Source organism: Enterobacter sp. BIDMC109 (assembly GCF_001037885.1).
In the GTDB taxonomy this organism is placed as follows: Bacteria; Pseudomonadota; Gammaproteobacteria; order Enterobacterales; family Enterobacteriaceae; genus Enterobacter; species Enterobacter hormaechei_C.
This window is the reverse complement of record NZ_KQ090002.1, coordinates 566,300-591,816: the sequence shown is the minus strand read 5'-3', so window position 1 is coordinate 591,816 and position 25,517 is coordinate 566,300. Positions and strand designations below refer to the sequence as shown.

Sequence of the window (25,517 nt, the reverse complement as noted above, 5' to 3'; positions counted from 1 at the left end):
TCAAAAGCTGATGCTTAACGTAGAGAAGTATCGTAACATTGCAATTCCTCAATGCGACAAGTGACAGAGTTTATGCCTGATATTGATTTGAATGACGTGATTAAGGCGCTGGGAAACCCTGTTAGAAGAAAAATTCTGCATATGCTCAAGGAACCGAAAATACACTTCCATCAGCCTTATGCTGATGCGGACGAGTTCGGTGTGTGTGTCAGTATCATTCAGGAAAAGGTCGGGCTCTCACAGTCTACCGTTTCTCTTTACCTCTCAGCTCTTCAACGGGCACAACTTGTTACTTCTCAGCGCATCGGTCCCTGGACGTACTACAAACGTGACAATGATAAAATAAGGGTTGTTCTTGAGTTGCTGAAAAATACAATCTGATACAGGACTGAGCACATTCAGTGTAACAGTACCGGGGGTTCGTACTTGCGATCCCGGCAGGCATTCCATGAAAGCGCACTAATTCCTCAATATCAGGCTGCAGACCGGTCATAAGAGGCTAATAGTTTTGCAAAATATCCACCAGTTTGGGTCAAATCACTCTGTCGGTTGGTGTGCATACTCGGTGCAAGGACCTGCAGATATTTAAGATGGCGGATAGCTTGTTACAGTGCCGCTGATGACATTCCGACCCTGTTGCCGTCCGGGTAAGATAATACCTCTGACAGCGGTCATAAAAGCCCAACATAATTGTCTTTCGAGCCATATATTAATCGCTCATCGCGCTCTCTTTTTCGAAGAGGTGTCACTTAATCATGATCGGTCAGTACAAAAAGACAGTGCTTTTCCAAATTCCGGACGGTTGTATGCGAAAACGGTGAAGCTCAACAAATGGTGTCATCGCTGTGCAATGCTCTGCGGGCTCATTCTTTCAGTTAACTGTTTGGTTACAGCTTCAATGAAGTATTTCAGTTAATTCACAGCGAGGGTTTGAGGAAACCACGCTGTGATTACCCAACGCTCATCCGGAGCATCCGGATTGAACTGTCGCTGGAGCTTGTTGGGCGACACGATACTGGCCTCGCCTTTACATGCCCTCGGGCTCCGGTATCCGACCTGAGCCTTTATCCCGACACGTTTCATCAGTCGCCAGACTCTGTTCACTCCGCACTGTTGCCCGCTGTCCCGCAGATCCAGATGGATTTTGCGATAACCATAGACGCATCCCGATTCCAGCCAGAACTGTTTAATCTGTCCTGTCAGTCTCAGGTCTGCCTGATGGCGTTGTGAATGCGGCTGCTGAAGCCAGGCGTAAAAACCACTGGGATGTTCATCCAGCACCCGACAGAGCAGGCGAACAGGCCAGCAATAGGTGTTGTCACGAATAAAGGCGTACCTCAGTCGGACAGCTTTGCGAAGTACGCCGCGGCTTTTTTTAATATGTCCCGTTCGTCGGTAACCCGCTTCAGCTCTTTCTGAAGACGGCGGATCTCGGCCTGAGCATCTGACTGTTCTTTATTAGTGGAAGAATCCGGACCGTAGTTCTTTATCCAGGCGTAAAGGCTGTGGGTGGTGATATCGAGACGCGTTGCAACGCTGGCAACAGAATAACCGCGATCAACAACCTGTTTGACTGCTTCAATTTTAAACTCTTCAGGATAACGCTTACCGCTCATGGGCACCTCTCTTTAAGTCATCTTAAATGACTCTGAGGTGTCTGTTAAACCTGTGGCGATTCACCTCGCGTCCTTCCGTTCAGTATAGCCTCAGTCCCTGACACCACCCGAGAACGGAATGACGTCCCCTTTCTCCCTCCCGGTGTTGCGTTCAAGCTCCCTGACATACTGCTGTAAAAGTATAAGGTTATGTAACAGCTCTACATTTTCAGCCATCATCTTTTTGATTTCTTCCCTCAGCTCATTTCTCTGACGGCGATACTTTTCTTTCAGCTTGATCTGCTGCTCAATGCCCTGCTCATCAACCGGCGCGGTGCCCTGGCACGTTTTTTTCAGACTGCGGATAGCCTCCCTGACCTGCCTGTACTCAGGACAGTTATAATTCAGGGTGCCGTTTGCCAGCCCCGCTCGTTTTTCCACAGCATACTGGCTGATACGCTCCCCTGATAACATCAGTTCCCTCAGGGCCTGCTCTGCTCTTGCCTGTGTTTTTTTAACCCCCGACTGTTCGTTCGTCATGCTCTATTCATCCTTTTCAAAAAAACGGACAGCATCTGCATAAAAATCTCTCTCAAGCATCAGAAAATCCCTGTCAGCCTGAGGAGCATTATTTCGCACGGCAATCTCCAGAAGGTTGTCATAATGAGCCATCCTGCGTTTCCACACGGGAACAGAATCAGCTCCGGCCAGCATGTTCTCACATCCCGGATTGCAGGACGCTGACTGAACAACCGCCTTAAACTCGCAGTCATGGCCATTCATGCAATAAAAACCGTTTCCAAGAGATACCAGTTTTTGCCCGCCTCGTTTAGCCATGCTCATCGCTTTTTTCAGTGTAGGAAACGTCATCTGATGTAAGTGCCCACCTCTCTGGGACATCAGTAACTTCCCGCCTTCGCCATAAAGCAGGCCTTCATGCTGATAAGAAACAGCCCTGGAAGCTGAGAGTTCGGTATCAACCCTCTCAATCTCGGCAGCGAATGCCTGAGGGATCGCCCGGCTAAAATGCGAAGCGTTGAGTGCACCGGACATATACCACTCCGTCATGCCTCTGATTAAGTGCTTAAACTGCCGGATAAGATCATTAGTAGAAATCAGATCAAGACGCCTGAGGTGTACAGCAAGTGAACGGCGAAACTGATGGGTTCGCAATGGCCAGAAAGCCCCCTCCCGAATCTCCATCGCAACGCGTTCATCATCACGTATGTTTGGATTTAAAAGCCTGAACTCATCAATATGGTCACGTCGGATGAACAGATGGTGTCTTTTCACAAATTTCTTTGCCCACTCAGTCTGGCGCTGCGTCCCCATAAAAGAGAGTTTTTGCTCCGAGAACCACGACCTGATATTTAAAGACAATGGAACATTGTCCAGCGTCTTCCCGTCCAGGCCTGTCATGATTTGATTAATTCTGCGTAAATGCTGAAAAGGCTTTTCCACATAGCGACAAACAACCCAGTCTTCGTGACTTCCACCTTCCGGGGCGAACTTATGCAACACCGAACGAAGTCCCAGGATATCACCATCATAAATCAGTGAACCGTGCATCACGCCAAGCACTTCGCTGTGTCTCATCCCCGACATGGCCTGTATCACATTCATGACTTTTAACGTCAGCTCAAAATGCCAGGTGTTCAGCTTTATGTGATCAACGCCAATAAAATCAGATCTCCAGCGCTTATTTTTATGTACCGAGAACCAGCCCTGCATCCCGGGGCCAAGTGTCGCGAAAAGCGCCCGAATTTCCCCGGCAACAATATTGTAGTAATACGCGGCCCGGTAATCCGGTATGCTTTTTGCTGTCCCTCTTTTACGGGCTTCCAGCATCGACGTATAGTAAGGCGAATCATAAAAACCGTTTATGATAGCGCACAGCCGGGAAAACCCGTCAAAATCGAAATCACTGATTTCAGCATCCAGTTCAGTAATCAGCCCTTCCCAGACAGACATCATAAGACTGAAAGGCATACAATATGTCTGGTTTGAATCATCCACACTGTTGTAACTGTCGAAGCTAATATCAGGAAAGTAACCGTATTTTCGAAGACGGGTATGACCTGTCAGCGAGATATCCGCCAGGTCCATAAAGTAATTACGTAATGTTCTTTCAGAACGCTTCCTGCCGTGCTCATCCTCCTCCTTCATCTTTACAATGAAAGCATTCCGGACAAGCGGAAAACGAAGCTGAAACAGACTGCGATACCCCATAGACTCAATAATACGGGCTCCCGCCACAATGTTTGCACATTTCCGGATCAGGGACTGCGTCTTCGCGGTCCTGCCGACAATCCAGAGCAGGCTGGCTGAGATGATTTTGGCTTCAAGACGCAGTTCAGGATCCCGTATGCCTGAAAAATTAACGGTTCTTAACGTTTCACCAATATGGGTTCTGACATAGCGATTGGTCCAGACATCATCCCTGAAATAAATATTCAGCGTCTCCTCATTGATAAAACGCATATCATGTTCATCTGAGCTGGCGATAACCAGGCAGTTATTCAGACGTTCAAAGCTTTTGTTTTCTAGTGCCTCACAGATGATATCCTCAGTCGGAAACTCATCCCCTGAACGAAGCGGCGTTCCGACAGGAAACTCCGCCATTCGACTACGGCTTACCTCTTTTTTCTTCAAATCTGCCATACCGGAGCCACACCTTCTCGCTGAAGTTTAACGCGCGCTTTTTTCAGGGTCGCCTCATCTACCAGCCCAAGCCGTAAATCAATCTTCAGGAGTAACGTTTCATAACGCTCCACAGCATTGACCGAACCGATGTACAACGGTTTTCCATACTCGATAGCATGCCTGAATGACAGCAGGAGCCATACAGACTCCAGCGTTTCCACAACGCAACTTTTTGAACATTCGACACAATGAGAAAAATCCGCACAAGCCTTTGGTGTCCGGCCAAATCGTTTTTGCTTTTTTATAAAGCGCAATTCAATATCTGTAGGCGGCTCCTGCGATCGACATCCCAGGCCATTCAATAAAAGATCCACACCCTCATCGCTTCCACGCAGATCGATCCCCAGCTCATCAGCAACTTTTACCCGCTCGGATAACGCACGTGTCGCAATCCCCTGATTCATAAGCGTATCAAGTGCAGCACTGAAGTTTTCCTTCGCCCCCTGTGGGTTACCTGCAGCATAATTCCGCCTGTAAGTGCCCCAGTTATGCTGTGCTTTTTCCGCCGTAATCAGACCATTCTTTAATGTTCTGTCCGTATACTGCTCAGACGTTTTGCGCAAGCCAGAAACGGTAATTGATGGAAGCGAGGGATTAAGCTGCCGCATCGTGGCCCACGCCCCCTCAGAGTTAGAAAATTTAGTCAGATGACTGGGATTAAGAGAATAAAGCTTACGGAATTTCACCTGCGGCTCACTCAGAAACAGCGCCTGTACCGGAGGGAAGTTATCTGCGGAAACCAGATAGTTAACGATGTCGTCCCTGAGCCTGATAAAAGACAGAAACCAGTAATAGCCCGCACGTTTGGTCACATACTCCGATTTACCTATCGTCAGACGTATATACTTATTCGCTCTCCCCTTATAAACATAATCAGTGCTGATACCCTTTTCATCCAGATGTATATCATCCCGCGTCAGACCCAGAACCTGAGAGGTGTTTCCCCATGTGTGGTAACAGAACAGAAAAAAAGAAGTAAGAAAGTAATTTTCCAGAACGTCCCTGATGATGATCTCTGCCCTGCTGACCCCGTTCTCTCCCGGATACCGGAAATACGCTTCATAAACAGGTGCCAGCAAAGACGGTGAGAAATGCCGCACCCCTTTTTCCGATTTAGCGATATGCTCCCGGATACATCCCGCAAGGAACTCATTCATGGATGACAACTGCCTCAGGATCTCGGAAAGTTCATTCCTGGTATAGCTATCCCTTCCCTGCTGCTGATACGTTCCTTTCGGTAAGAATTCATATTCATACCGCCTCTGAATCTGCCCGCCCGTAAGCAAAAACCGGTTGACCACGGACAAGTAGTGTCTTGCCATCCTGACTGAAATTTTTCGCCGACGAATATCGTTCATGAGATGTTTAATATACATTTCAACGCCTTCAGCCGTGCCATAGTCATACTGATTGACTGACTGCCATATAAAAAACATATTGAGATAACGGAAAATGGTTAACCTTCCGGCGGGACGGTAAGACAGAAGAAATCGTTTCAGAGAGGCAATAAAATCGCGTTTTTCAGGGCGGGCAAGATGCGAATGTTCACTAAACCATCCGGGGAGCAACACATAATCTGAAAAATGAGCCTGAAGATAAACGTCAAGTAAATAATATCGGTTCAGATCCCGCTGAGTGATGTGTCCGCTGACCGTCTCCCATGACAGCACATTTTCGGCCATCCACGTTATCTGCGTTTCACTCCGGCTCATATATGGCTCCATCGCGACCTGCAGCACCGTCAATCAATGCGTCCATGACCCCGGCGACTGCATCAGAAATCTGGTTTTGCTGAAGAAAGACGATGTATTTCATCGTCGTATTTTCGCTTTTATGGCCCATCCAGTATTTTACTGTACCCAGCGCATTTGCGGCCTGATCGGGATAGCAACTCAGTGCCGAGCGTAAAAAATGGGTCGCAAACGTTGCCCGCAAATCATGGGGTTTATGTCTGAACACATTTCCCGGAGCAGACCGGGCCAGGCGATGGCGAAAACTGTACCAGCGGGAGTAAAAGGCTTTTTCAGACATCCGTTTCCCGTTTGCCATTAAAAATAAAGGCTCGTGCCGCCCTTCCCCACCCTGTCGTGCACGCCATTTTTGGATCTTCTTTTCATACTCCTCATCCGCCAGATAATCCAGAACCTGCTCGTACAATCGTCTGGTGATGAAGAGTTCTCGCGTCATCCCAAACTTCGTATGAACTCCGCATCTCGGACCAATATGAAGCCCCCTGATGGTCAACTCAGATACAGGGACACTGGCAAGGTACTCTTCAGTAAAGAGTGACGACGGCAGGGTCAGCATTTCATCCAGCCGTAACCCACAATTTTTCATCAGCACAATCATTAAACTGAACAACCCGGACTCAGATTTCAGTGCCTCATCCAGGATATGAACCTCTGCATCATTCAGTGGGTTGATTGTCCTTTTTGTTGTGCTGGTTATCCTGATGGCAAGATCCGAACTTATCACCTTGCGTCGCCCGTCAACGACTTTTTCGACCAACGTAAAAAATGAGCTGGCAGCCAGCTCACCACACTTGCCCAGAAATACGTAAAACCGTCGGATAACGCTGATGTACACCGCCGCGGTGGATGAGGCGATGCGCCCCTGCCTTACGGCCCCCAGAAGATACTCCCTGAAGCCATATGTAGGGCTTTGGTATTTCAACGTTCCCGGGGTGAAAGGGTCAAGTCCGTTATCCTCCAGCCACCTTATCCAGCGTAAAAATGCCCGGGCTAAAGGCTTTAAATCCCTGGCCTGCAGGATAGCTTTATCCATAAGATAAAAGTGTACATATCGGCTCAGTTTTCGATTCTGGATGCCGCTAATATAAGGTATTTCAGCATACAGAAATCCGGGTTCAAATTTCAGTTTCGGCTCTGTTGCATCCAGTTTGCTGACACGCCCATAACGCGCATGAATGTTAGTGATTATCCTCACAGTCTGTCGCCCTGAAACGCCACCTCATGCCTACACTATAAATCCGGAAGAAGAAAAAACAAACAACCAGGTTGCCGGGAGTGAATATGCAAATCAGGAGGAAAGTAAAAGATGTAACGACACCATCACGATGCAATACATTGACCTCAACACGTTACCCGGACCATACGTGATAAACATCACAAATCCTTTGAGTGAAGAACTTAAGATGTGATTTTCATTTCCCGGCACAAACCGTGCCCTTAAAAAACAGGCAACGGATACATCTTAATGCCAGAAGTAAACCTTAATTGATTGAATACAGCCTGAGTCCATTGCAAAAATAACACACAGGGTAAATTCGCATATACAGAACCCAACGAAAAGCAAAAGAAACCTGTAACACATTTCGTTTACCTGTCACTTTCAATTGTAAAAGCCAGCAGAAAAAGCGCATATAACTATATTTATCCCTGCGGGGACTTTTGTTTGTGCTATATATTTTTTACAGAGAACCGCAACGCGTCCAAACACAAGAATATATTTACCTCTGGAAAATGGTCTGACTCCCTTTCACGTGGTTGTAGTGACCTGTTCTGTGATTCATGTAATGTCTTTTCTGGATGAGGAAAATATGTCATCACTGATATTTTATACAGACGAAGCACAAGCACTGATTGTAACAGATACCCTTGCCGTCACCGATAATGGGGAGCCGTTATCTTTTGTTTCCAAAGCAGGTTACATCCCCCAGCTAAGAACCATCATAGCAGGTACGGGGGCAGGTGGATTTTCTAACACCTGGTTGCTTGAAGCATCAACCAGAATGGTCGTATCAGGTATACAAAATCTCAATTATCATACATCGGCCTGTCTAAGGAGGCTGTGGAAACAATACAAGCATGACCATGCAATTCCCTCTTCTTCAACGGTGACAACCAGTGTTTATCAGTTCGCAATTTGCGAGGAAACAGGAAATATCGTTTCGTTCGCCTATCGCTCAGTCCATGATTTCGAATCAGAGCAATTACAATACGGAACAGGAGTAAAACCTGAGTGCCAAATCCTGGATGGGGATTTGTTGCAGACAATTCCTGTAATGATGAATGAACAAAGGGCTATACAGGCGACATACTCACACCCGGAACGGATCCATATTGGCGGTGAGATGATTGCGCATTATCTGACATCATCTATGTATCAATGCTTTAAGATTGGGGAATTTGAGGATTTCAGAACTCAGGGAGAGTATATATTGAGCAGGATTTAGGCAAAACGCGGTTCAGATAAAGTGCTTTTAACAGGCTTGCTGAACATTAAAAGGATATCTCTCAATTACGATGAATAGCTTGAATTCTAAAAATAGAAAAGTAGAGTTTAACTCTAAATACATAAAAACAAGAGTAAATGAGCACCCGCCGAAGCAGCCGCGCATGATGTTGATTGAGAAACGGATCATCTCGTAAGCCGGAATACGGCTGTTGCCATATGACGGATGCGGCACACGCTTGTACGGCAGAGCAAAGACGCTGTCCATCTCTTCGGTAGAGAGCGGGATCGCCGGTGGGTTAACCCAGATATAGCGCTCGCCGTGCTTTTGCATCAGCGCTCGCGCGCAGCCGGGGTTGGTTTCATGGTGTAAGATGCGCGATGCGTGGGCGTAGAGTACTTTATCGCTTTTTACTTTTTCGTAAGACGGCAGCAGCACATAGGTTTTTTCCCACGGCTTCGGACGCGGCGGCTGCACCACCACGGCCTTTGCTTCCGCTTTCTTCGGCTCAACCGGTTTGTTATCCGCGCACGGCAGATCGTCACCGTACGGATGTGGGATAGGGTCGATTTTGCCCGGCATATCGATAATGCGGGAATCCACCCCGCTCCAGCCCGGCAGCGCCTCTTTCACCATGATCGCGGTGTTGCGCACGTCGCGGATCTCGCTGACCGGTTCACCCTGCGCCAGGCGATGCGCCACCTCCACCAGCGGACGCTCGCCGTTGCCGAAGATCAGCATGTCGGCTTTCGAATCCACCAGCACCGAACGGCGCACGGTATCAGACCAGTAGTCGTAGTGTGCGGTGCGGCGCAGGCTCGCCTCGATGCCGCCCAGGATCACCGGCACGTCTTTCCATGCTTCTTTGCATCGCTGGGTGTAGACGAGGGTCGCGCGATCGGGACGTTTACCCGCCACGTTGTCAGCCGTGTAAGCGTCGTCATGGCGCAGCTTACGGTCGGCGGTATAGCGGTTGATCATCGAGTCCATGTTGCCCGCGGTCACGCCGAAGAACAGGTTAGGCTTGCCCAGACGCATAAAGTCGTCTTTGCTGTTCCAGTCAGGCTGGGAGATGATCCCCACGCGGAAGCCCTGGGCTTCAAGCATACGGCCACAGATCGCCATGCCAAAGCTCGGGTGATCGACATACGCATCGCCCGTCACCAGAATGATATCGCAGCTGTCCCAGCCCAGTTGATCCATCTCTTCCCGGGACATCGGCAGGAACGGCGCCGGTCCAAAGCAGGCTGCCCAGTACTGGGGCCAGGAGAAGAGGTCGCGATCCGGCTGGATCAGGGAAATAGCGCTCATAATGCTTCCGAAGAAAAAATAGACAAAAGGAGCGGGATTATACGCTGGTTTACCGGGGGAAATGAAGGGGTATTGTGCGGGCTGTTGCCCTCACCCCAACCCTCTCCCACTGTACGGTCCGGGGACATAGTGAACACTTGTTCGGGGACATGGTAGACACTTACAACTAAGGCATAAGAACCCGTTTATGGAGTCGCTTATGCCCTGGGATGCGAGAGATACCATGTCATTACGTACCGAGTTTGTTTTGTTCGCCTCGCAGGACGGGGCGAACATCCGTTCCCTCTGCCGTCACTACGGCATTTCCCCTGCCACCGGCTACAAGTGGCTTCAGCGCTGGGTTCAGGAAGGCGCCGCCGGCCTTCAGGACCGCCCGCGCATACCGCACCATTCCCCGAACCGCTCGTCAGACGACATCACTGCCCTGCTGCGCATGGCACATGCCCGTCATGAACGCTGGGGAGCCCGCAAGATTAAGCGCTGGCTCGAAGACCAGGGACACACCATGCCTGCCTTCAGCACCGCCCATAACCTGATGGCCCGCCATGGCCTGCTGCCGGGAACGGCGCCCGGTATTCCGGCTACGGGCCGCTTCGAACACGATGCGCCGAACAGGCTCTGGCAGATGGATTTTAAGGGCCACTTTCCCTTTGGCGGTGGCCGCTGCCATCCGCTCACCCTGCTGGATGACCACTCCCGTTTTTCCCTGTGCCTGGCGCACTGTACCGATGAACGGCGCGAGACCGTGCAGCAGCAACTGGTCAGCGTGTTTGAGCGTTACGGCCTGCCGGACCGGATGACGATGGACAACGGCTCGCCGTGGGGTGACACCACCGGCACCTGGACGGCGCTGGAGCTGTGGCTGATGCGCCACGGTATCCGGGTGGGCCATTCCCGGCCTTACCATCCGCAGACGCAGGGCAAGCTGGAGCGTTTTCACCGCAGCCTGAAGGCGGAAGTGCTACAGGAGAGATGGTTCGCGGACAGCGGTGAGTTGCAGCGCGCTTTCGACCACTGGCGGACGGTGTACAACCTTGAACGGCCACATGAAGCGCTGGACATGGCAGTACCGGCCTCGAGATACCAGCCGTCTGCGCGGCAGTACCGCGCCGGCACACCCCCACCGGAGTACGATGAAGGCGTGGTGGTCAGGAAGGTGGATATCAGCGGGAAGCTGAGCATACAGGGTATCAGTCTGAACGCAGGGAAGGCCTTCAGGGGAGAGCGTGTGGGGCTGAGGGAGACACAGGAGGACGGCTGCTATGAAGTATGGTGGTACAGCACGAAAGTGGGGATGATCGACCTGAAGAAAAAGTCGATCATCATGGGTAAAGGATGTTAAAAAGTGTTCACCATGTCCCCGAACACCTGTCTACCATGTCCCCGGACTGTACACCCACAGGGAGAGGGAGAAAGCGTTTTATGGTGCCGGATTCACCAGCATCTGCCCTACCGATCCCCTGTCCATCATCTCCAGCGTCTGGCTGTGGAACAGGAACGGGAAGTGCGGCCAGGAAGGCTGGCCGTAGTAGACGAGCAGTTCGACCTGGCCATCCACCCAGACGGTATCTTTCCAGCCCCTGTCTTCCGGGAACGGCATCGCCCCGTTGACGTTGCGGATCAGGAATGACACCCCTTCAATATGGAACGACTGCGGCATCTCCGAGCGGACGGTCCAGCGCTCCCATGTTCCCTGTTGGGCGGTGATATCAATGCGGTTTACGTCCCACAGCGCACCGTTGATGCCCGGATCGTCGCCAAGGCTGATATCGCGACTGCGTACTGCCGGGCCGGTCACAATCTCCTGCGGCAGCAGGCGCATCGGCAGGCTGTCGGTCACCAGCGGCAACAGGCCGGTCGGGCGCAGCGTCAGCACCAGCGTGGAGACCAGAACGCTCGACGGTTCAAAGAAGCCGCGAATACGGTCAACAATGCTTGCCGCTTCGCCGCAGGTCACGGACACTTCATCCCCGTTGGTCATATCCACGAGGATCTCACGACGTTCGCCCGGTGCCAGCGCCAGCTGTTTTACCGACACCGGCGCAGGTAATAACCCCTGATCGCCTGAAATCACGTGCAGCGCGCGGCCGTCGCTCATCTGCAACTGGTAGCGGCGCGAGTTAGAGGCATTCAGCAGACGCAGGCGCACCCAGCCACGAGACACTTCGACATACGGGCTTTGCGCGCCGTTAACCAGCAGCGTATCGCCCACAAAACCACCGCTGCCCGGCTCGCTGTACTCCGGCGTGCCGAAGTTATCCAGCCGCTTGTCCTGAATAATGATCGGGAAATCATCGACGCCGTAGTGATTCGGGATCGGCAGCGTTTTGCTGACCTCATCTTCAATCAGCCACATTCCGGCCAGGCCGTTGTAGACCTGCTGGGCGGTGCGGTTCGGGGTGTTGGCGTGATACCACAATGTCGCCGCGCTCTGACGAATCGGGAGGACGGGCGCCCAGTCGGCATTCGGCGACATCATGCGTGCCGCGCCGCCAATCAGCGGCCCCGGCACCTGCAAACCACTGACGGTCATCGCGACATTTTCCGTCGTACGGTTACTGTAGATGAGCTTAACGTCATCGCCATTCCACACGCGAATGGTCGGCCCGAGGTAGCGTCCGTTAATGCCCCATACCTGCGCGCGCGTTCCCTGGGTAAAGGACCAGTGGCTACGCTGAAGCGTGAGGAATAGCGGCTGCCCGCGACGGGATTCAATCAACGGCGGAATAGGCAGCGGCTGTTGCTGCCCGGCGGCGCTGGCTGTCCGCGGCATCGCACCCGCACAAAGGGCGATACCCGAAGCCTGAATAAACTGACGCCGACTGAGTGACATATAAGCTCCATCTGAAACGACTAACAACGCGGGAATTCGTTTTCCCTTACACGACACCGGGTCAAATCTTACCGGCGGCTTCTCGCTCTGCAACTTCTTTATCGAGCTGCGCAATATGCTGAGCCATCAGCTCGCGGCAGTGCGTGGCCAGCTCGCGCACCTGGTCTTTACCGTATTTTGAGGTATCTACCGGCGGCAGCATTTCGACAATGACCAGTCCGTTATTCAGACGGTTAAGATTAATCTTATTCGATGTATTGGAAACACACACGGGAATAATTGGAACGCCTGCCGCAATTGCAGCATGAAACGCGCCGGTCTTAAACGGCAGCAGGCCGCGACCACGGCTGCGCGTCCCTTCCGGGAACATCCAGATGGAAATCCGGCGCTTTTTAAACTGATCCACCACTTCCGCAATGGTGCCATGCGCTTTGGCACGGTTGTTACGGTCAATCAGTAAGTTACCGGTGAGCCAGTACAGCTGACCGAAAAACGGGATCCACAGCAGGCTTTTTTTACCCACGGTTACGGTCGGCGGAAGAACAATATTTGAGGCCGTCACCATATCGTAGTTGTTCTGATGGTTAGCGATATAGATGGCGTTACCGAAATTCTCCGCCCCTTCAGGCAGACGCTTTTCAACCTTCAGGCCAAACAGCGGCGCAAGACGACCAAACATGTGGCCAAACGTCGCGACATGCTTTGGGTTACGCGGGCTGAACAGGCAATAAATCGATCCGAAAATACAGACCAGAATGCAATAAATAACGGTAAGAATGAGACGAACAATGTATAGCATAGCGACCTCTGAAGCCCTGACAGCTGACAATTATACTTCACCTGTGGCCAGGTAAGGACTTTATTACGAGCGCGTATTGTTAATCGCAACGCACGAATTAACAACGTTTTTACGGGAAATTTTATGGTAATTCCCCCTCCGGAAAGAGGGGGGATGAAACAGGTTACTCTTCGCTGTCGTCCGCTTTGCTGCGCGCCGGCGAGTCGATCTCCACGCGGTCAATTCGCTGGAGGCCGCGCATCAGTGAGCCGCGACGTCCACGCTCACCCACCACCTTCTGCAACTCTTCCGGACGCAGTTTGATTTTACGCTTGCCGACATGAATGGTCAGGGTGCTCTGCGGCGGCAGCAGGAAGAGATGCGCGAGGCCATCGACGCCTTTTGCCGCTTCCGCTGACGGGATACTGATGATCTTGTTGCCCTTCCCTTTCGACAGCTCCGGCAGATCGCTGACCGGGAACATCAGCATGCGTCCGGCAGCGGTGATCGCCAGCAGCATGTCGCTTTCGTTCTCGATGATCAGCGGCGGCATGACGTGTGCGTTATCCGGCAGGCTAATCAGCGCCTTACCAGCACGGTTACGCGACACCAGATCGTTGAAGGTACAGATAAAGCCGTAGCCCGCATCAGACGCCATCAGCAGTTTTTGATCGTCGGCCTCCATCAGCATATGGTCCACCGTGGCGCCCGGCGGCAGCGTCAGCTTGCCGGTTAGCGGTTCGCCCTGGCCGCGCGCAGACGGCAGCGTGATCGGGTCGATAGCGTAGCTGCGGCCCGTGGAGTCGATGAACGCCACCGGCTGGTTACTCTTGCCCTTCACCGCCGCCTTGAAGCTGTCACCGGATTTGTAGCTCAGACCCGGCGCGTCGATATCGTGGCCTTTGGCGCTACGTACCCAGCCGCTCTGGGAAAGCACAATGGTCACCGGCTCGGACGGCAGCATGTCGTGCTCGTTCATCGCCTTCGCCTCTTCGCGCTCGTGCAGCGGAGAACGACGGTCGTCGCCAAAGGCGTCGGCATCGGCCTGCAACTCTTTCTTCAGCAGGGTGTTCATCTTGCGCTCGGACGCCAGAATCGCCTGAAGCTGATCGCGCTCTTTTTCCAGCTCGTTCTGCTCGCCGCGGATCTTCATCTCTTCCAGTCTGGCGAGATGGCGCAATTTCAGTTCGAGGATCGCTTCGGCCTGGGTTTCGCTGATGCCAAAGCGCGACATCAGGGCAGGCTTAGGTTCATCCTCGGTACGAATGATCTCGATCACTTCGTCAATGTTGAGGAACGCCACCAGCAAACCTTCGAGGATATGCAGGCGCTTAAGCACTTTTTCCAGACGATGGTTCAGACGACGGCGCACCGTATCGCGGCGGAAGGCCAGCCATTCGGTGAGGATCTCCAGCAGGTTTTTCACCGCCGGACGACCGTCCAGACCAATCATGTTCAGGTTGATGCGGTAGCTTTTTTCCAGATCGGTAGTGGCGAACAGGTGGTTCATCACCTGCTCCATGTCCACGCGGTTAGAGCGCGGCACGATCACCAGACGGGTCGGGTTTTCGTGGTCCGATTCGTCGCGCAGGTCGTCCACCATCGGCAGCTTTTTATTGCGCATCTGGGAGGCGATCTGCTCCAGCACCTTCGCACCGGACACCTGGTGCGGCAGCGCGGTGATCACCACGGCCCCGTCTTCTTTGGTCCACACCGCGCGCATGCGCACGGAGCCACGGCCGTTCTGGTAAATTTTGCGGATTTCCGCACGCGAGGTGATGATCTCGGCTTCGGTCGGATAGTCCGGCCCCTGCACAATATCCAGCAGATCGTCCAGCGAGGTTTTCGGCTGCTCAATCAGGGTGATGGCGGCTTTTGCCACTTCACGCAGGTTGTGCGGCGGAATGTCCGTCGCCATGCCCACGGCGATACCGGTCGTGCCGTTCAGCAGGATGTTCGGCAGACGCGCAGGCAGCATCTTCGGCTCCTGCATCGTACCGTCGAAGTTTGGCACCCAGTCGACCGTCCCCTGCCCCAGCTCGCCCAACAGCACTTCGGCATATTTAGACAGGCGGGATTCGGTATAACGCATTGCCGCGAAGGATTTCGGATCGTCCGGTGCCCCCCAGTTCCCCTGGCCATCCACCAGCGGATAGCGATAAGAGAACGGCTGGGCCATCAGCACCATCGCTTCATAGCAGGCGCTGTCGCCGTGCGGATGGTATTTACCCAGCACGTCGCCGACGGTACGGGCGGATTTCTTAAACTTGGCGGTAGCATTCAGCCCCAGTTCGGACATCGCATAGACGATGCGGCGCTGAACGGGCTTCAGGCCATCCCCGATAAACGGCAACGCCCTGTCCATGATGACGTACATGGAGTAGTTCAGGTAGGCGTTTTCCGTGAATTCATGTAGCGCGAGGCGCTCTGCCATATCGCTCATTACGTGTGATTCCTCAACTCAGAAACCGATGGGTTTCAGGCAATATTGCCGCAGATACTACCTCATCTGGCGAGTTGAGTCACAAAGAAAAAGGGCCGCATAAGCGGCCCTTTCCGGGTTATTTGTTCAGCTTGATAACCTGCTTCACGTCGATTTCAAACTCGTTCCAGTCTTTATCGATTTTACCCTGGAGTTCGACTTTATCCTGGGGCGTCACCGTCACGCCGTTCCAGCGCTTGTGGTCGATCTCCACCACCACCGTGCCGCTCTCATCGCGGAAGGTGTAACGGTCATCGGACAGGCGCTCGGTAATGTTCCCGCGCAGCTTCACCCAGGCATCGTCCTTCAGGTCTTTCACTTTAGCCGCGGTGGTGAGGTTGGCGTTGTTATCGACAAAGCCACCCTGCTGGGTTTGCGTCTGGTTCTGTGTCACAGATGGGCCAGAGAAGCCACCCTGTGCAGCAAAGACAGGGGCCGTGGTCATCATCATGATGGCAGCAATTGCAGCGAATTTTTTCATCTTTATCTCTCCCTTTAATGTCGTTTCACAATCCATTAAACAGGGTAAACCTTAACAACTTCTTAAGGGGAAAATTTATTTATTTTTACTGTACAGCAGGCGCTTGCAGAAGGTTTACTGACGGCATCAAGGAGGAAATATGCGCATTTTACTGGTAGAAGACGACAGGCTCATCGGCGACGGCATCAAAGCGGGCTTAAGCAAAATGGGCTTTAACGTGGACTGGTTTACCGACGGTAAAACCGGGCAGGCGGCCCTGTACACCGCGCCGTATGATGCCGTGGTGCTGGACCTGACGCTGCCAGAAATCGACGGGCTTGAGATCCTGCGCGCCTGGCGCGAAAGCGGTAAGAGCGAACCGGTGCTGATCCTGACCGCGCGGGATGCGCTGAATCAGCGCGTCGAAGGGTTACGCCTGGGGGCGGATGATTACCTGTGTAAGCCGTTCGCGCTGATTGAAGTGGCGGCCCGCCTTGAAGCGCTGGTGCGCCGCAGTCACGGGCAGGCGCGCAGCGAGCTGCGTCACGGCAAGGTCACGCTCGATCCGGCAAGCCTTGTCGCCACGCTGGAGGGCGAAACGCTGGTGCTCAAACCCAAAGAGTTCGCCCTGCTGGAGCTGCTGATGCGCAACGCGGGCCGCGTGCTGCCGCGCAAGACCATCGAGGAGAAACTCTACAACTGGGATGATGACGTCTCCAGCAACGCCGTCGAAGTCCACGTTCATCATTTACGCCGCAAGCTCGGCAGCGAATTTATCCGCACCGTGCACGGCATCGGTTATACCCTGGGTGACGCATGAAACTGACCCTACGCCTGAGCCTGAAGCTGCGCCTGACGCTCCTCTTTTTGTTGCTGTCCCTGGCGGCCTGGTTTGCCGCAAGCGTGGTGGCCTGGCACCAGACGACCGACAAGCTCGATAAGCTGTTCGATACCCAGCAGATGCTGTTTGCCAAACGGCTGCTGACGATGGACGTGGACGAACTCCGCGCCCCGGAACGCATGCGCGAGGTACCGAAAAAAGCCAAACACGGCCATCTGGACGACGATGCGCTGGCCTTCGCAATCTTCACCGCCGACGGCAGCATGGTGCTTAACGACGGCGAAAACGGGCGCGACATACCTTACCTCTACCGCCGGGACGGGTTTGATGACGGTCGCTTGCAGGATGACAACGACGAATGGCGTTTCCTGTGGCTGACTTCTCCGGACGGGAAATACCGCGTGGTGGTTGGCCAGGAGTGGGAGTACCGACAGGATATGGCGCTGGACGTGGTCAGCTCGCAGCTGACGCCGTGGCTGGTGGCGCTGCCCGTAATGCTACTGTTGCTGATTGTTCTGCTGAGCCGGGAACTGAAACCGCTGAAAAAACTGGCGCAGACCCTGCGCTCGCGCTCGCCGGATGCGACCGATACGCTGCCCACCCACGGCGTGCCGACGGAGGTTCGCCCGCTGCTTGATGCGCTTAACCATCTTTTCGCCCGTACGCAGGAGATGATGGCCCGCGAGCGCCGCTTCACCTCGGATGCCGCCCATGAGTTGCGCAGCCCGCTGGCCGCGCTGAAGGTGCAAACCGACGTGGCGCAGCTTTCCTTTGACGATCCCGGGGCGCAGTCTAAAGCGCTGGGGCAGCTGCATGCGGGCATCGACCGCGCCTCCCGGCTGGTGGACCAGCTTCTCACCCTGTCGCGCCTGGATTCACTGGATAATCTTAATGACGTCGAACCCGTGATGATGGCCGATTTGCTGCAATCCGCGGTGCTGGATATCTGGCATCCGGCGCAGCAGGCGGGCATTGATATTCGGCTCAACGTCAACGCGCCCGAGGTGATGCGTCACGGACAGCCGCTACTGCTGAGCCTTCTGGCGCGTAACCTGCTGGACAACGCCGTTCGTTACAGCCCCCGCGGCAGCGTGGTGGACGTGACGCTGAATACCCAAAGCTTTACCGTGCGCGACAACGGCCCGGGCATTTCATCCGATGCGCTGGCGCGTCTCGGCGAGCGCTTTTATCGTCCACCGGGCCAGGACGCCACCGGCAGCGGTCTGGGGTTGTCTATCGTCAAGCGTATCGCGACGTTACATGGGATGAGCGTCTCGCTGGGCAATGCGCCGGAAGGGGGCTTTGAGGTGACCGTCAGCTGGTAGCCATTATTGCGCTGAGCGCAAAAGACTTTGCACATTCTGCTTATTTTTCCGCTCCGTCCTCGCGCGTAGAATACCCGGTATACTCTCAGCATCGAGGACAAATAATGAGCAACATTCTGATTATCAACGGCGCGAAAGAATTTGCGCACTCTAAAGGCCAGCTCAATGACACCCTGACCGAGGTCGCGGATGGTTTCCTGCGCGACGCCGGACATGATGTTAAGGTCGTGCGCGCGGACAGCGATTACGACGTTAAAGCCGAAGTGCAGAACTTCCTGTGGGCCGACGTGGTTATCTGGCAGATGCCGGGCTGGTGGATGGGCGCACCGTGGACCGTGAAAAAATACATGGACGATGTGTTTACCGAAGGTCACGGTTCACTGTATGCCAGCGACGGCCGCACCCGCTCAGACGCGTCTAAAAAATACGGTTCCGGCGGCCTGATTCAGGGCAAGAAATACATGCTCTCCCTGACCTGGAATGCCCCGCTAGAAGCGTTCACTGAGCAAGATCAGTTCTTCGAAGGCGTGGGCGTAGACGGCGCGTATCTGCCGTTCCACAAGGCGAATCAGTTCCTGGGTATGGAGCCGCTGCCGACCTTTATCGTCAACGACGTAATTAAAATGCCGGACGTCCCGCGCTATATCGCAGAATATCGCAAGCATCTCGCGGAAATTTTTGCTTAACTGGTAGCCTGGAATTAGAAGGAGTTAATTATGCTTACCGTTATTGCTGAAATCCGTACGCGTCCTGGCCAACATCACCGCCAGGCGGTACTGGATGAGTTCGCGAAGATCATCCCGACCGTACTGAAAGAAGAAGGCTGCCACGGCTACGCGCCGATGGTGGACGCCGCCACCAGCGCAAGCTTTCAGGCGACCGCGCCAGACTCAATCATCATGGTTGAGCAGTGGGAAACCGTCGCGCACCTTGAAGCGCATTTGCAGACTCCGCACATGAAAGCGTGGAGTGAGGCGGTAAAAGGTGACGTGCTGGATACCCATATCCGTATTCTGGAGCAAGGGGTTTAAGTTCCGTGAAATTTGCCGGGTGGCACTGCGTTTACCCGGCCTACAAAACCTGACTCGTAGGCCCGGTAAGCGCTAGCGCCACCGGGCTTTTTGTATCATCTTAATACTCAACTGCTATGCTTATTCTGACTTCATTGTTAACAGGAGGATGGAATGGGACTTTTTAACTTCGTAAAAGAAGCAGGCGAAAAGCTGTGGGATAACCTGACCGATCATAAAGGTCAGGGCGACAAAATCACCGAGCACCTCAAGAAACTCAACATTCCCGGTTCCGATAAGGTTCAGGTTAACGTCACTGACGGCAAGGCCAGCGTGACGGGCGACGGGCTGACGCAGGAGCAGAAAGAAAAAATCCAGGTCGCCGTCGGCAACATCGCGGGCGTCAGCGAAGTGGAGAACAATATCACCGCAACAGATGCCAAAGATGAAGCCACCTACTATACGGTGAAATCCGGCGATACCCTGAGCGCAATCTCTAAAACCGTGTACGGCGATGCCAACCAGTACAATAAGATTTTTGAGGCTAACCGCCCAATGCTCTCCAGCCCGGATAAGATCTATCCCGGTCAGACGCTGCGTATTCCGAAAGCGTGATCGATAAGTCGGGGGTTACCCCCCGACTGTTTTTACCAGTACAGTTTCCAGCTCTGCGTAAAACGCACCAGTGCCTCAACGTAGAAGTAATCGCCCCAGCTCGCGCACTCATCCACGCCTTTATTGCTCGCCAGGTGATACACCGAGTGCTTAAGCAGCCCGTTGCCCTTCTCTTCTTTGCCCATCAGATAGTGCTTTGTCAGCGAGGACATAATCCCTTTCGCCCATTCGAGGTAACGTTCGCGATCCGGATCTGTGACCGGCAGATGTTTCACCAGCTCCAGCAGTCCACACACCGCAATTGCCGCCGAGGAAGAATCACGCAGTGCGTCGGTGCCCACCAGCGCCAGATCCCAGTGGCAGACGTAGTCTTCCGGCAGGCGATTGAGGAAGTAGTTCGCCAGCCGTTTTGACAGGGCGATCATCGTTTCGTCGCCGGTATAGATATAGCTCAGCAGGAAACCGTAAATGCCCCAAGCCTGCCCGCGCGACCAGCAGGAGTCGTCGGCGTAGCCCTGCTGGGTGTTGCCGTAGCGCGGTGCGCCGGTTGCCACATCCATATAGTAGGTGTGGAAGGTGGAGGCATCGTCACGAATGAGGTATGTCGCGGCCTGCATGACGTGCGCTTTTGCGGCGTCGGCAAAGCGCGGATCGCCCGTCTGCTCCGTTGCCCAGTAGAGCAGCGGCAGGTTCATGTTGCAGTCGATGATCATCCGCCCGGCCTGCTCCGGATCGGAGAGATCGCCCCACGCCTGGATGATTTTCGCCTTCTCGTGGAAGCGTTCCAGCAGGGCTTCCGCCGCCAGCAGCGAGAAGCCGCGCGCCTCGCGGCTTCCGGTCAGCCGCCACGCGGCTACGCAGGAGAGCGTGTAGAGGAAGCCTAAATCGTGGGTGTTGGTGTCGTTGCGCCCGGCGATGCGCAGGCCAAACGAGCGCACGTGTTTTTCCGCCATCGCGCGGAATTTTTCCTCGCCGCTCATCTCCCATGCCAGCCACAGCTGCCCGGTCCAGAAGCTGGTGGTCCACTCCACGTTGTCAGTCAGCGGATAAAAACCGTTCTGGCAGGTTTCCGCCGGGAATTTGTCGCCGAACTCCGTTAAATGACGGCTAATCAGGTCGAGAACGTGGCTGCGCGCCGAATTCAGTTCATCGCTGAATGCGCGGGAGTCAACGGGCGCAGCGATAACAGGCAGACGTTCTTCTTTGATACGACTTAACATATTTCGGTTCCTTCTTTGACGGCGTAATTTATCGTGTTGACGTTTCTGCTACGTTCAGCGCACGAGCCCCGCGCCATTTGCTCTGACAGGCGGATAACGTAAAAGCAGAAATAAGGGTAAAGGTCAGCGCCGTTGCGCCCATGATGATATAGGTGTGCTCAAAGCCAATACGGTCATACATATAGCCGGCAGGGGAAGAGACCACCACGTTGCCAACGTAGAGCATCGCCTGATAGCCGAGTAAATACATGGTGGCATTGACGCGCTTGTCGAAATGCTCGGCGATATATTTAAATACCGACACCAGCAGGAGACAAATTTCCAGACCGTACAGCGGCTTAAGCACTGAAATTAACAGGTGTGAATCACACATGCCGGAAATAATTAGACGCGCCCCAACCACCAGCCCGACAATTAACAGCCCGCGTTTGGCGCCAATAAAGTTCACAAACAGCGGGACCACCATATACATGACAAATTCCATGCCCGACTGTACGGTCCCGAGATAGCCGAATACGGCGTTGCCCTCATGAATATCATCGAAGAAGGTGACGAAATAGCGCGAGAATTGCTGCTCGGCGATAAACATCATCCATGCCACGCCCGCCACGTACAGGCAGAAGGCCCAGAATTTGCGGTTACGCAGCAGGGCGTAAACGTCAGACGGGGCTATTTTCTCTTTCGTCAGCACCTCGCCTGCGTGAGCGGAGTTAGTGTTCACTTTCAGGCTCAGCAGGACAATCAGCATCACCACCGACGCCACGCTGCCGAGAATAAAGTTATACGCCGGTGAGAGGTTGAACAGCAGGCCGGAGAAAGATGACGCCACCGCCCAGCCGAGCGATCCCCACATACGGATCTGCCCGAACTCCATGCCATTCAAACGGCTAAAGCGGTCGGAATAGGATTCACACGCCGCCACGCCCGCGTACCAGGCAAAGCTTAAATAGAGCGCGCCGATAATAATCCCCAGCAGGGTATTAGACATTAACAGCGGCTGGTAAACATAAATAAAGAATGGCGCCATCAGGGCCGACATGATCACCACAAAATAGAGCAGATATTTGCTCATGCCGATCTTATCGAGAATATAGCCGTAGATCGGCTTGAGAATAACGGAGAATATCCCGTTCACCGCAAAGACGGTTCCAATCACCGATCCGCTCAGGTTGGCTTTCTGACCGAGCCAGATTGCCAGCAGACCAATACTGGCAGACCAGGTAAAGAAATAGAGAAAGATAAAGCTGCTGATTTTGTAATATTCAGTTCTGTTGGTTGTCGATGTGCTTTTCATATCATCCTCGCCGGGGTGTAGGGCCAGATTTTTATAATGTGAACGACAGCTTACGTTCGCTTCCGGGTTCGCTAATCACGACCTGGTTATGGGTTATATTCAGCTGCGGCGTCGCCGCAGCGGGCTGTTTTCCGCCAGCCAGAATGGCGCAACAGAGCCAGCTTTCCCCTTGCGGGAGGTCAGCTTTCAACAGCGGAATGGAGGCGCACTCCGCAAACATAATGCTGCTGTTCGGCGGCGTGACGATGCTGTCTGGCTGGCGCTGAATGATCGGCGAAAGATCGACAATGACGCTGCTGCCGTTTTCAGCCAACAGATAACAACCGCGTTCGCGCACCTGGTGGGCGGTTTTCATCACCGCAAAGCCGCCCTCGACGGTTTGCAGAGTGCGCGCGCTGTTGATACGGTGCAGGCGCAGGTGCCACTCCCCGAACGGGATCTGCCAGGTCGCAATCTGCACGTCGCGCCACGGCGACCAGCGCGAGAAAATGTAATTTTCATCCACCCGAACCTCGTCGCACTCGCGACGACCGCGGAAATAGTCATCTCCGTCCGCCAGCAGCAGCATGGAATCGCAGGCGGCATGCTTCAGGCCAAAACGCCCGCGCTCAAGGGTGAATCCGAAGCGGCTGGAGTAGGCAAATTTGGTGTATTTCGCTTCGGTGTTGACGTAGTTGTTCAGCTCCAGCTGACCGGCGGTGAGCATGACGACGTGCTGCGAATCTTTCGAATGCATCAGGATCTGCTGCGCATGCGGAATCACATGTTTTTCAGCAAGCGCGGGCAGCGGTTGTTCTTCCGCCTGCCAGAACGGGTGTGCTTCCGGCAACGCCAGGATCAGATAGGTTTTCAGCGCCCAGTACGGTGAACCGGGGGAGTTGTAATCCTCGCACATCGCCAGGTTCGGATACGCAAACCCCAGGGTAAGAATACCGTCGCGATCGACAATCGACTGCTGCTGCCACCAGCGCAGATGCCGCAGCACAATGCCCTTCACGATCCCCGGGGTGAAGACGTCCAGTTGAGAAAAGGCCACCGCGCTCCAGAAGGCAACCATGGCAAAGCGGTAGGTCAGGCTGCGGCCAAACGGCACCGAGGCGCCATCGGCGGCGGACCAGTAGATAAAGTCTTCCGCGAACAGACGCGAGCGCTCGCGCAGCACCTTCGCCCTCGCCTCGTCGTCACTCAGGGTGGCGTAAATCAGGCCGTAGAAATGGAAAGCCATGGAGATGTAGTAATCTTTCGGGCGGCCGGGACCGTCGGAATACCAGCCGTCGCCGAGGTAGTAGGCGTCCATCAGCGCAAAGCGGTGGTCAATGGCGGCCCGATCGTACGGCAGGCCGGCGCGCTTAAAGCCGAGCTGGACCATAATGGCAAAATAGTTCCAGTTGCTGTCCGGCATCTGCGCGTCGGTGATTTGGTTGAGCCACGCGTGCAGGTTCATCACCTCGCGCCCGGTAAAGTGCGCGGTGAGTTTATCCCCCAGCAGAGCGAGCCCCAGACCGTAGGCCGCCATCTCCACCAGACGTTGATCGTACGGGCCGGTTTCACCCCAGTAGCCGCTGCTTTGCGGGTCGGTACCAAGCTTAATGGCAGTAAGGTACTTCTCGCTGAACGGCGTGCTTTCGCCAGATGCCATCAGCGGAAACAGCCCCCAGAGCGCGCGAGAAAGTCCCTCCATCTGCGCAATATCCGCTGTGTAATGGGCGCAGGTGTCGCCCAGCGGGAATCGTGAACGGTTCGCCGGAAATTGCGTGTCCAGCGCCTGTAAAAGTGCATTCAACGACGCCACTACCTCCTGGCGTGAAGACAACGGATTTGATTTTTCTTTGTTTGCCGCCCACATCGGTTCGCCCTCGTAATCAACTGCGGCAAAGCATAGTGAATCCGCAAGGGGCAGAAATGTTAGCCATGTCACAGGCATGAACGATGAATAAACCTCCAGTTGAGAAAATTTAAAAAGGTGGTTTATAAAGACGATCAGACAGGAAAAAGTTGAGTTTTATTGCACTATGCGCGACACGCCGACATCCGACCTTCTGGAACTGATCGCCCTGAATGATACCGTGGCCTCGTTCAGCCGCCTGTTTGCCAATACGGTGCGCTACCATCACTGGCATCAGTGTCTGGAGATCCTCTATGTGGAAGAGGGCTTTGGCGTGGCGATTATCGATAATCGTCACTACACCATGCGCCCCGGACGACTGTTTTTCTTCCCGCCTTTTACGCTGCACAAGGTCATGGTGGACGAACAGGCGGAGGCAATTTACCGCCGCACCATTATTCATCTCGACCAGCACGCGGTGCTGAAGATCCTGCGGGATTTTCCCCAGACCCGGCAGCGCCTGGAGCGGCTGTCACGCCGTGGCGGCGAAGCGTGGGTCGCCGATTTAGCCCACTGTCACCACCATATCGACCATCTGTTTAGCTGCTATAAACCGCCGATGAACGGCGAGAGCATCGCCAGCCTGCTGATCGGCCTGTTCGCGATGCTCCCCGACGATCGCGACGGTGAGCCGGGCAACAGCCAGGGGATCGCCAGCCAGGTAATGTTCTGGCTCGACGAGCATTATCAGGAGAAATTTCGTCTGGATGCGCTGGCCGAAGAGCTGGGTAAATCACGCAGTTATGTATCGCGAAGATTCCATGCGGAAACGGGCGAAAAAATTCACGACTACCTGAACACGCTAAGGTTGCGTAAGGCGTGCGAGTGTTTACTCCACACGGACTCGAGCGTGCGTGACATTGCCGCACAGGCGGGATTTTCCGACGTGACGTGGTTTATCAGCGCATTTAAAAAGGGGATTGGCGAGACGCCGTTGCAGTACAGGAAGAACCATCGTGCGGTTTGACGC

The 25,517-nt window shown here is 54.0% G+C and carries 20 protein-coding genes and 2 pseudogenes; 9 read left to right on the top strand and 13 right to left on the bottom strand.

Features of this window, described 5'->3' with window-relative positions; translation table 11 throughout:
- Positions 1-72 precede the first annotated feature (72 nt).
- Positions 73-381, top strand: coding sequence for an ArsR/SmtB family transcription factor (locus SK62_RS02845; RefSeq protein ID WP_032415288.1), 309 nt, complete (start codon positions 73-75; stop codon positions 379-381).
- A 546-nt stretch (positions 382-927) separates the two neighbouring features.
- Here SK62_RS02845 and SK62_RS22625 read toward each other — a convergent pair.
- The 5 genes and pseudogenes from SK62_RS22625 to SK62_RS02815 form a co-directional block, all read right to left on the bottom strand.
- Positions 928-1,616: pseudogene (locus SK62_RS22625) on the bottom strand (IS3 family transposase); the annotation flags it as partial.
- Positions 1,617-1,706: 90 nt separating this feature from the next.
- On the bottom strand, positions 1,707-2,135 hold the full coding sequence (locus SK62_RS02830; protein WP_017384060.1) for a hypothetical protein: 429 nt from the start codon (positions 2,133-2,135) through the stop codon (positions 1,707-1,709).
- A gap of 3 nt (positions 2,136-2,138) precedes the next feature.
- Complete coding sequence (locus SK62_RS02825) at positions 2,139-4,256, bottom strand: hypothetical protein (protein ID WP_048249285.1); 2,118 nt, start codon at positions 4,254-4,256, stop codon at positions 2,139-2,141.
- Positions 4,244-6,010 carry a hypothetical protein gene (locus tag SK62_RS02820; RefSeq protein ID WP_007897920.1) on the bottom strand — a complete coding sequence of 589 codons (1,767 nt, stop codon included), beginning with the start codon at positions 6,008-6,010 and terminating at the stop codon, positions 4,244-4,246. The genes SK62_RS02825 and SK62_RS02820 overlap by 13 nt, the downstream gene beginning before the upstream one ends.
- Positions 5,997-7,244 (bottom strand): tyrosine-type recombinase/integrase, encoded by a 1,248-nt coding sequence (locus SK62_RS02815; protein ID WP_007897923.1) that lies wholly within the window; start codon positions 7,242-7,244, stop codon positions 5,997-5,999. The genes SK62_RS02820 and SK62_RS02815 overlap by 14 nt, the downstream gene beginning before the upstream one ends.
- Positions 7,245-7,857: 613 nt before the next feature.
- Here SK62_RS02815 and SK62_RS02810 point away from each other — a divergent pair.
- Positions 7,858-8,493: a hypothetical protein gene (locus SK62_RS02810; protein ID WP_023279901.1), complete on the top strand. Its 636-nt coding sequence runs from the start codon at positions 7,858-7,860 to the stop codon at positions 8,491-8,493.
- A gap of 135 nt (positions 8,494-8,628) precedes the next feature.
- On the opposite strand, the pseudogene SK62_RS02805 reads toward SK62_RS02810, so the two are convergent.
- Positions 8,629-9,804 (bottom strand): annotated as a pseudogene (locus SK62_RS02805) (YgiQ family radical SAM protein); the annotation flags it as partial.
- Between the two features lie 187 nt (positions 9,805-9,991).
- Here SK62_RS02805 and SK62_RS02800 point away from each other — a divergent pair.
- A complete protein-coding gene (locus tag SK62_RS02800) occupies positions 9,992-11,146 on the top strand; it encodes an IS481 family transposase (RefSeq protein ID WP_082139097.1) in 1,155 nt (384 codons plus the stop codon).
- A 78-nt stretch (positions 11,147-11,224) separates the two neighbouring features.
- Here the strand turns inward: SK62_RS02800 and ftsP are convergent, their stop codons facing one another.
- The 4 genes from ftsP to SK62_RS02780 all read right to left on the bottom strand — a co-directional run bounded on the left by ftsP (position 11,225) and on the right by SK62_RS02780 (position 16,378).
- Entirely contained in the window at positions 11,225-12,637 is a 1,413-nt protein-coding gene (gene ftsP, locus SK62_RS02795) for a cell division protein FtsP (protein ID WP_017384056.1), read from the bottom strand.
- A gap of 61 nt (positions 12,638-12,698) precedes the next feature.
- Complete coding sequence (plsC, locus tag SK62_RS02790; protein WP_003862497.1) at positions 12,699-13,436, bottom strand: 1-acylglycerol-3-phosphate O-acyltransferase; 738 nt, start codon at positions 13,434-13,436, stop codon at positions 12,699-12,701.
- Between the two features lie 163 nt (positions 13,437-13,599).
- Entirely contained in the window at positions 13,600-15,858 is a 2,259-nt protein-coding gene (gene parC / locus SK62_RS02785; RefSeq protein ID WP_015571873.1) for a DNA topoisomerase IV subunit A, read from the bottom strand.
- Positions 15,859-15,976: 118 nt separating this feature from the next.
- Positions 15,977-16,378, bottom strand: a complete 402-nt coding sequence (locus tag SK62_RS02780; RefSeq protein ID WP_023304432.1) for a YgiW/YdeI family stress tolerance OB fold protein — start codon at positions 16,376-16,378, stop codon at positions 15,977-15,979.
- Between the two features lie 139 nt (positions 16,379-16,517).
- On the opposite strand from SK62_RS02780, the gene qseB reads away from it, so the two are divergent.
- From qseB to lysM, 5 genes are all read left to right on the top strand, one after another.
- Positions 16,518-17,177 carry a quorum sensing response regulator transcription factor QseB gene (gene qseB, locus SK62_RS02775; protein ID WP_017692662.1) on the top strand — a complete coding sequence of 220 codons (660 nt, stop codon included), beginning with the start codon at positions 16,518-16,520 and terminating at the stop codon, positions 17,175-17,177.
- Complete coding sequence (qseC, locus tag SK62_RS02770) at positions 17,174-18,523, top strand: quorum sensing histidine kinase QseC (RefSeq protein WP_047719085.1); 1,350 nt, start codon at positions 17,174-17,176, stop codon at positions 18,521-18,523. The genes qseB and qseC overlap by 4 nt, the downstream gene beginning before the upstream one ends.
- A 104-nt stretch (positions 18,524-18,627) precedes the next feature.
- The gene (locus tag SK62_RS02765) at positions 18,628-19,209 is read left to right on the top strand and encodes an NAD(P)H-dependent oxidoreductase (protein WP_015571876.1); all 582 of its coding nucleotides are present in this window, start codon (positions 18,628-18,630) and stop codon (positions 19,207-19,209) included.
- Between the two features lie 30 nt (positions 19,210-19,239).
- Positions 19,240-19,554, top strand: coding sequence for a putative quinol monooxygenase (locus SK62_RS02760; RefSeq protein WP_015571877.1), 315 nt, complete (start codon positions 19,240-19,242; stop codon positions 19,552-19,554).
- Between the two features lie 153 nt (positions 19,555-19,707).
- Entirely contained in the window at positions 19,708-20,148 is a 441-nt protein-coding gene (gene lysM, locus SK62_RS02755; RefSeq protein ID WP_014885249.1) for a peptidoglycan-binding protein LysM, read from the top strand.
- A gap of 32 nt (positions 20,149-20,180) precedes the next feature.
- On the opposite strand, the gene SK62_RS02750 is transcribed toward lysM, so the two are convergent.
- Genes SK62_RS02750 through SK62_RS02740 form a run of 3 tightly spaced genes read right to left on the bottom strand, consistent with a single transcriptional unit; the run spans position 20,181 to position 24,508 of the window.
- Positions 20,181-21,368, bottom strand: a complete 1,188-nt coding sequence (locus tag SK62_RS02750; protein WP_015571879.1) for a glycoside hydrolase family 88 protein — start codon at positions 21,366-21,368, stop codon at positions 20,181-20,183.
- A gap of 28 nt (positions 21,369-21,396) precedes the next feature.
- Positions 21,397-22,662, bottom strand: coding sequence for an oligosaccharide MFS transporter (locus tag SK62_RS02745; RefSeq protein WP_015571880.1), 1,266 nt, complete (start codon positions 22,660-22,662; stop codon positions 21,397-21,399).
- Between the two features lie 31 nt (positions 22,663-22,693).
- Positions 22,694-24,508, bottom strand: a complete 1,815-nt coding sequence (locus SK62_RS02740) for a DUF2264 domain-containing protein (protein WP_047719087.1) — start codon at positions 24,506-24,508, stop codon at positions 22,694-22,696.
- 166 nt (positions 24,509-24,674) lie between these two features.
- Between SK62_RS02740 and SK62_RS02735 the strand changes: the two genes are divergently transcribed.
- Entirely contained in the window at positions 24,675-25,514 is an 840-nt protein-coding gene (locus tag SK62_RS02735; RefSeq protein ID WP_047719089.1) for an AraC family transcriptional regulator, read from the top strand.
- Positions 25,515-25,517 lie beyond the last annotated feature (3 nt).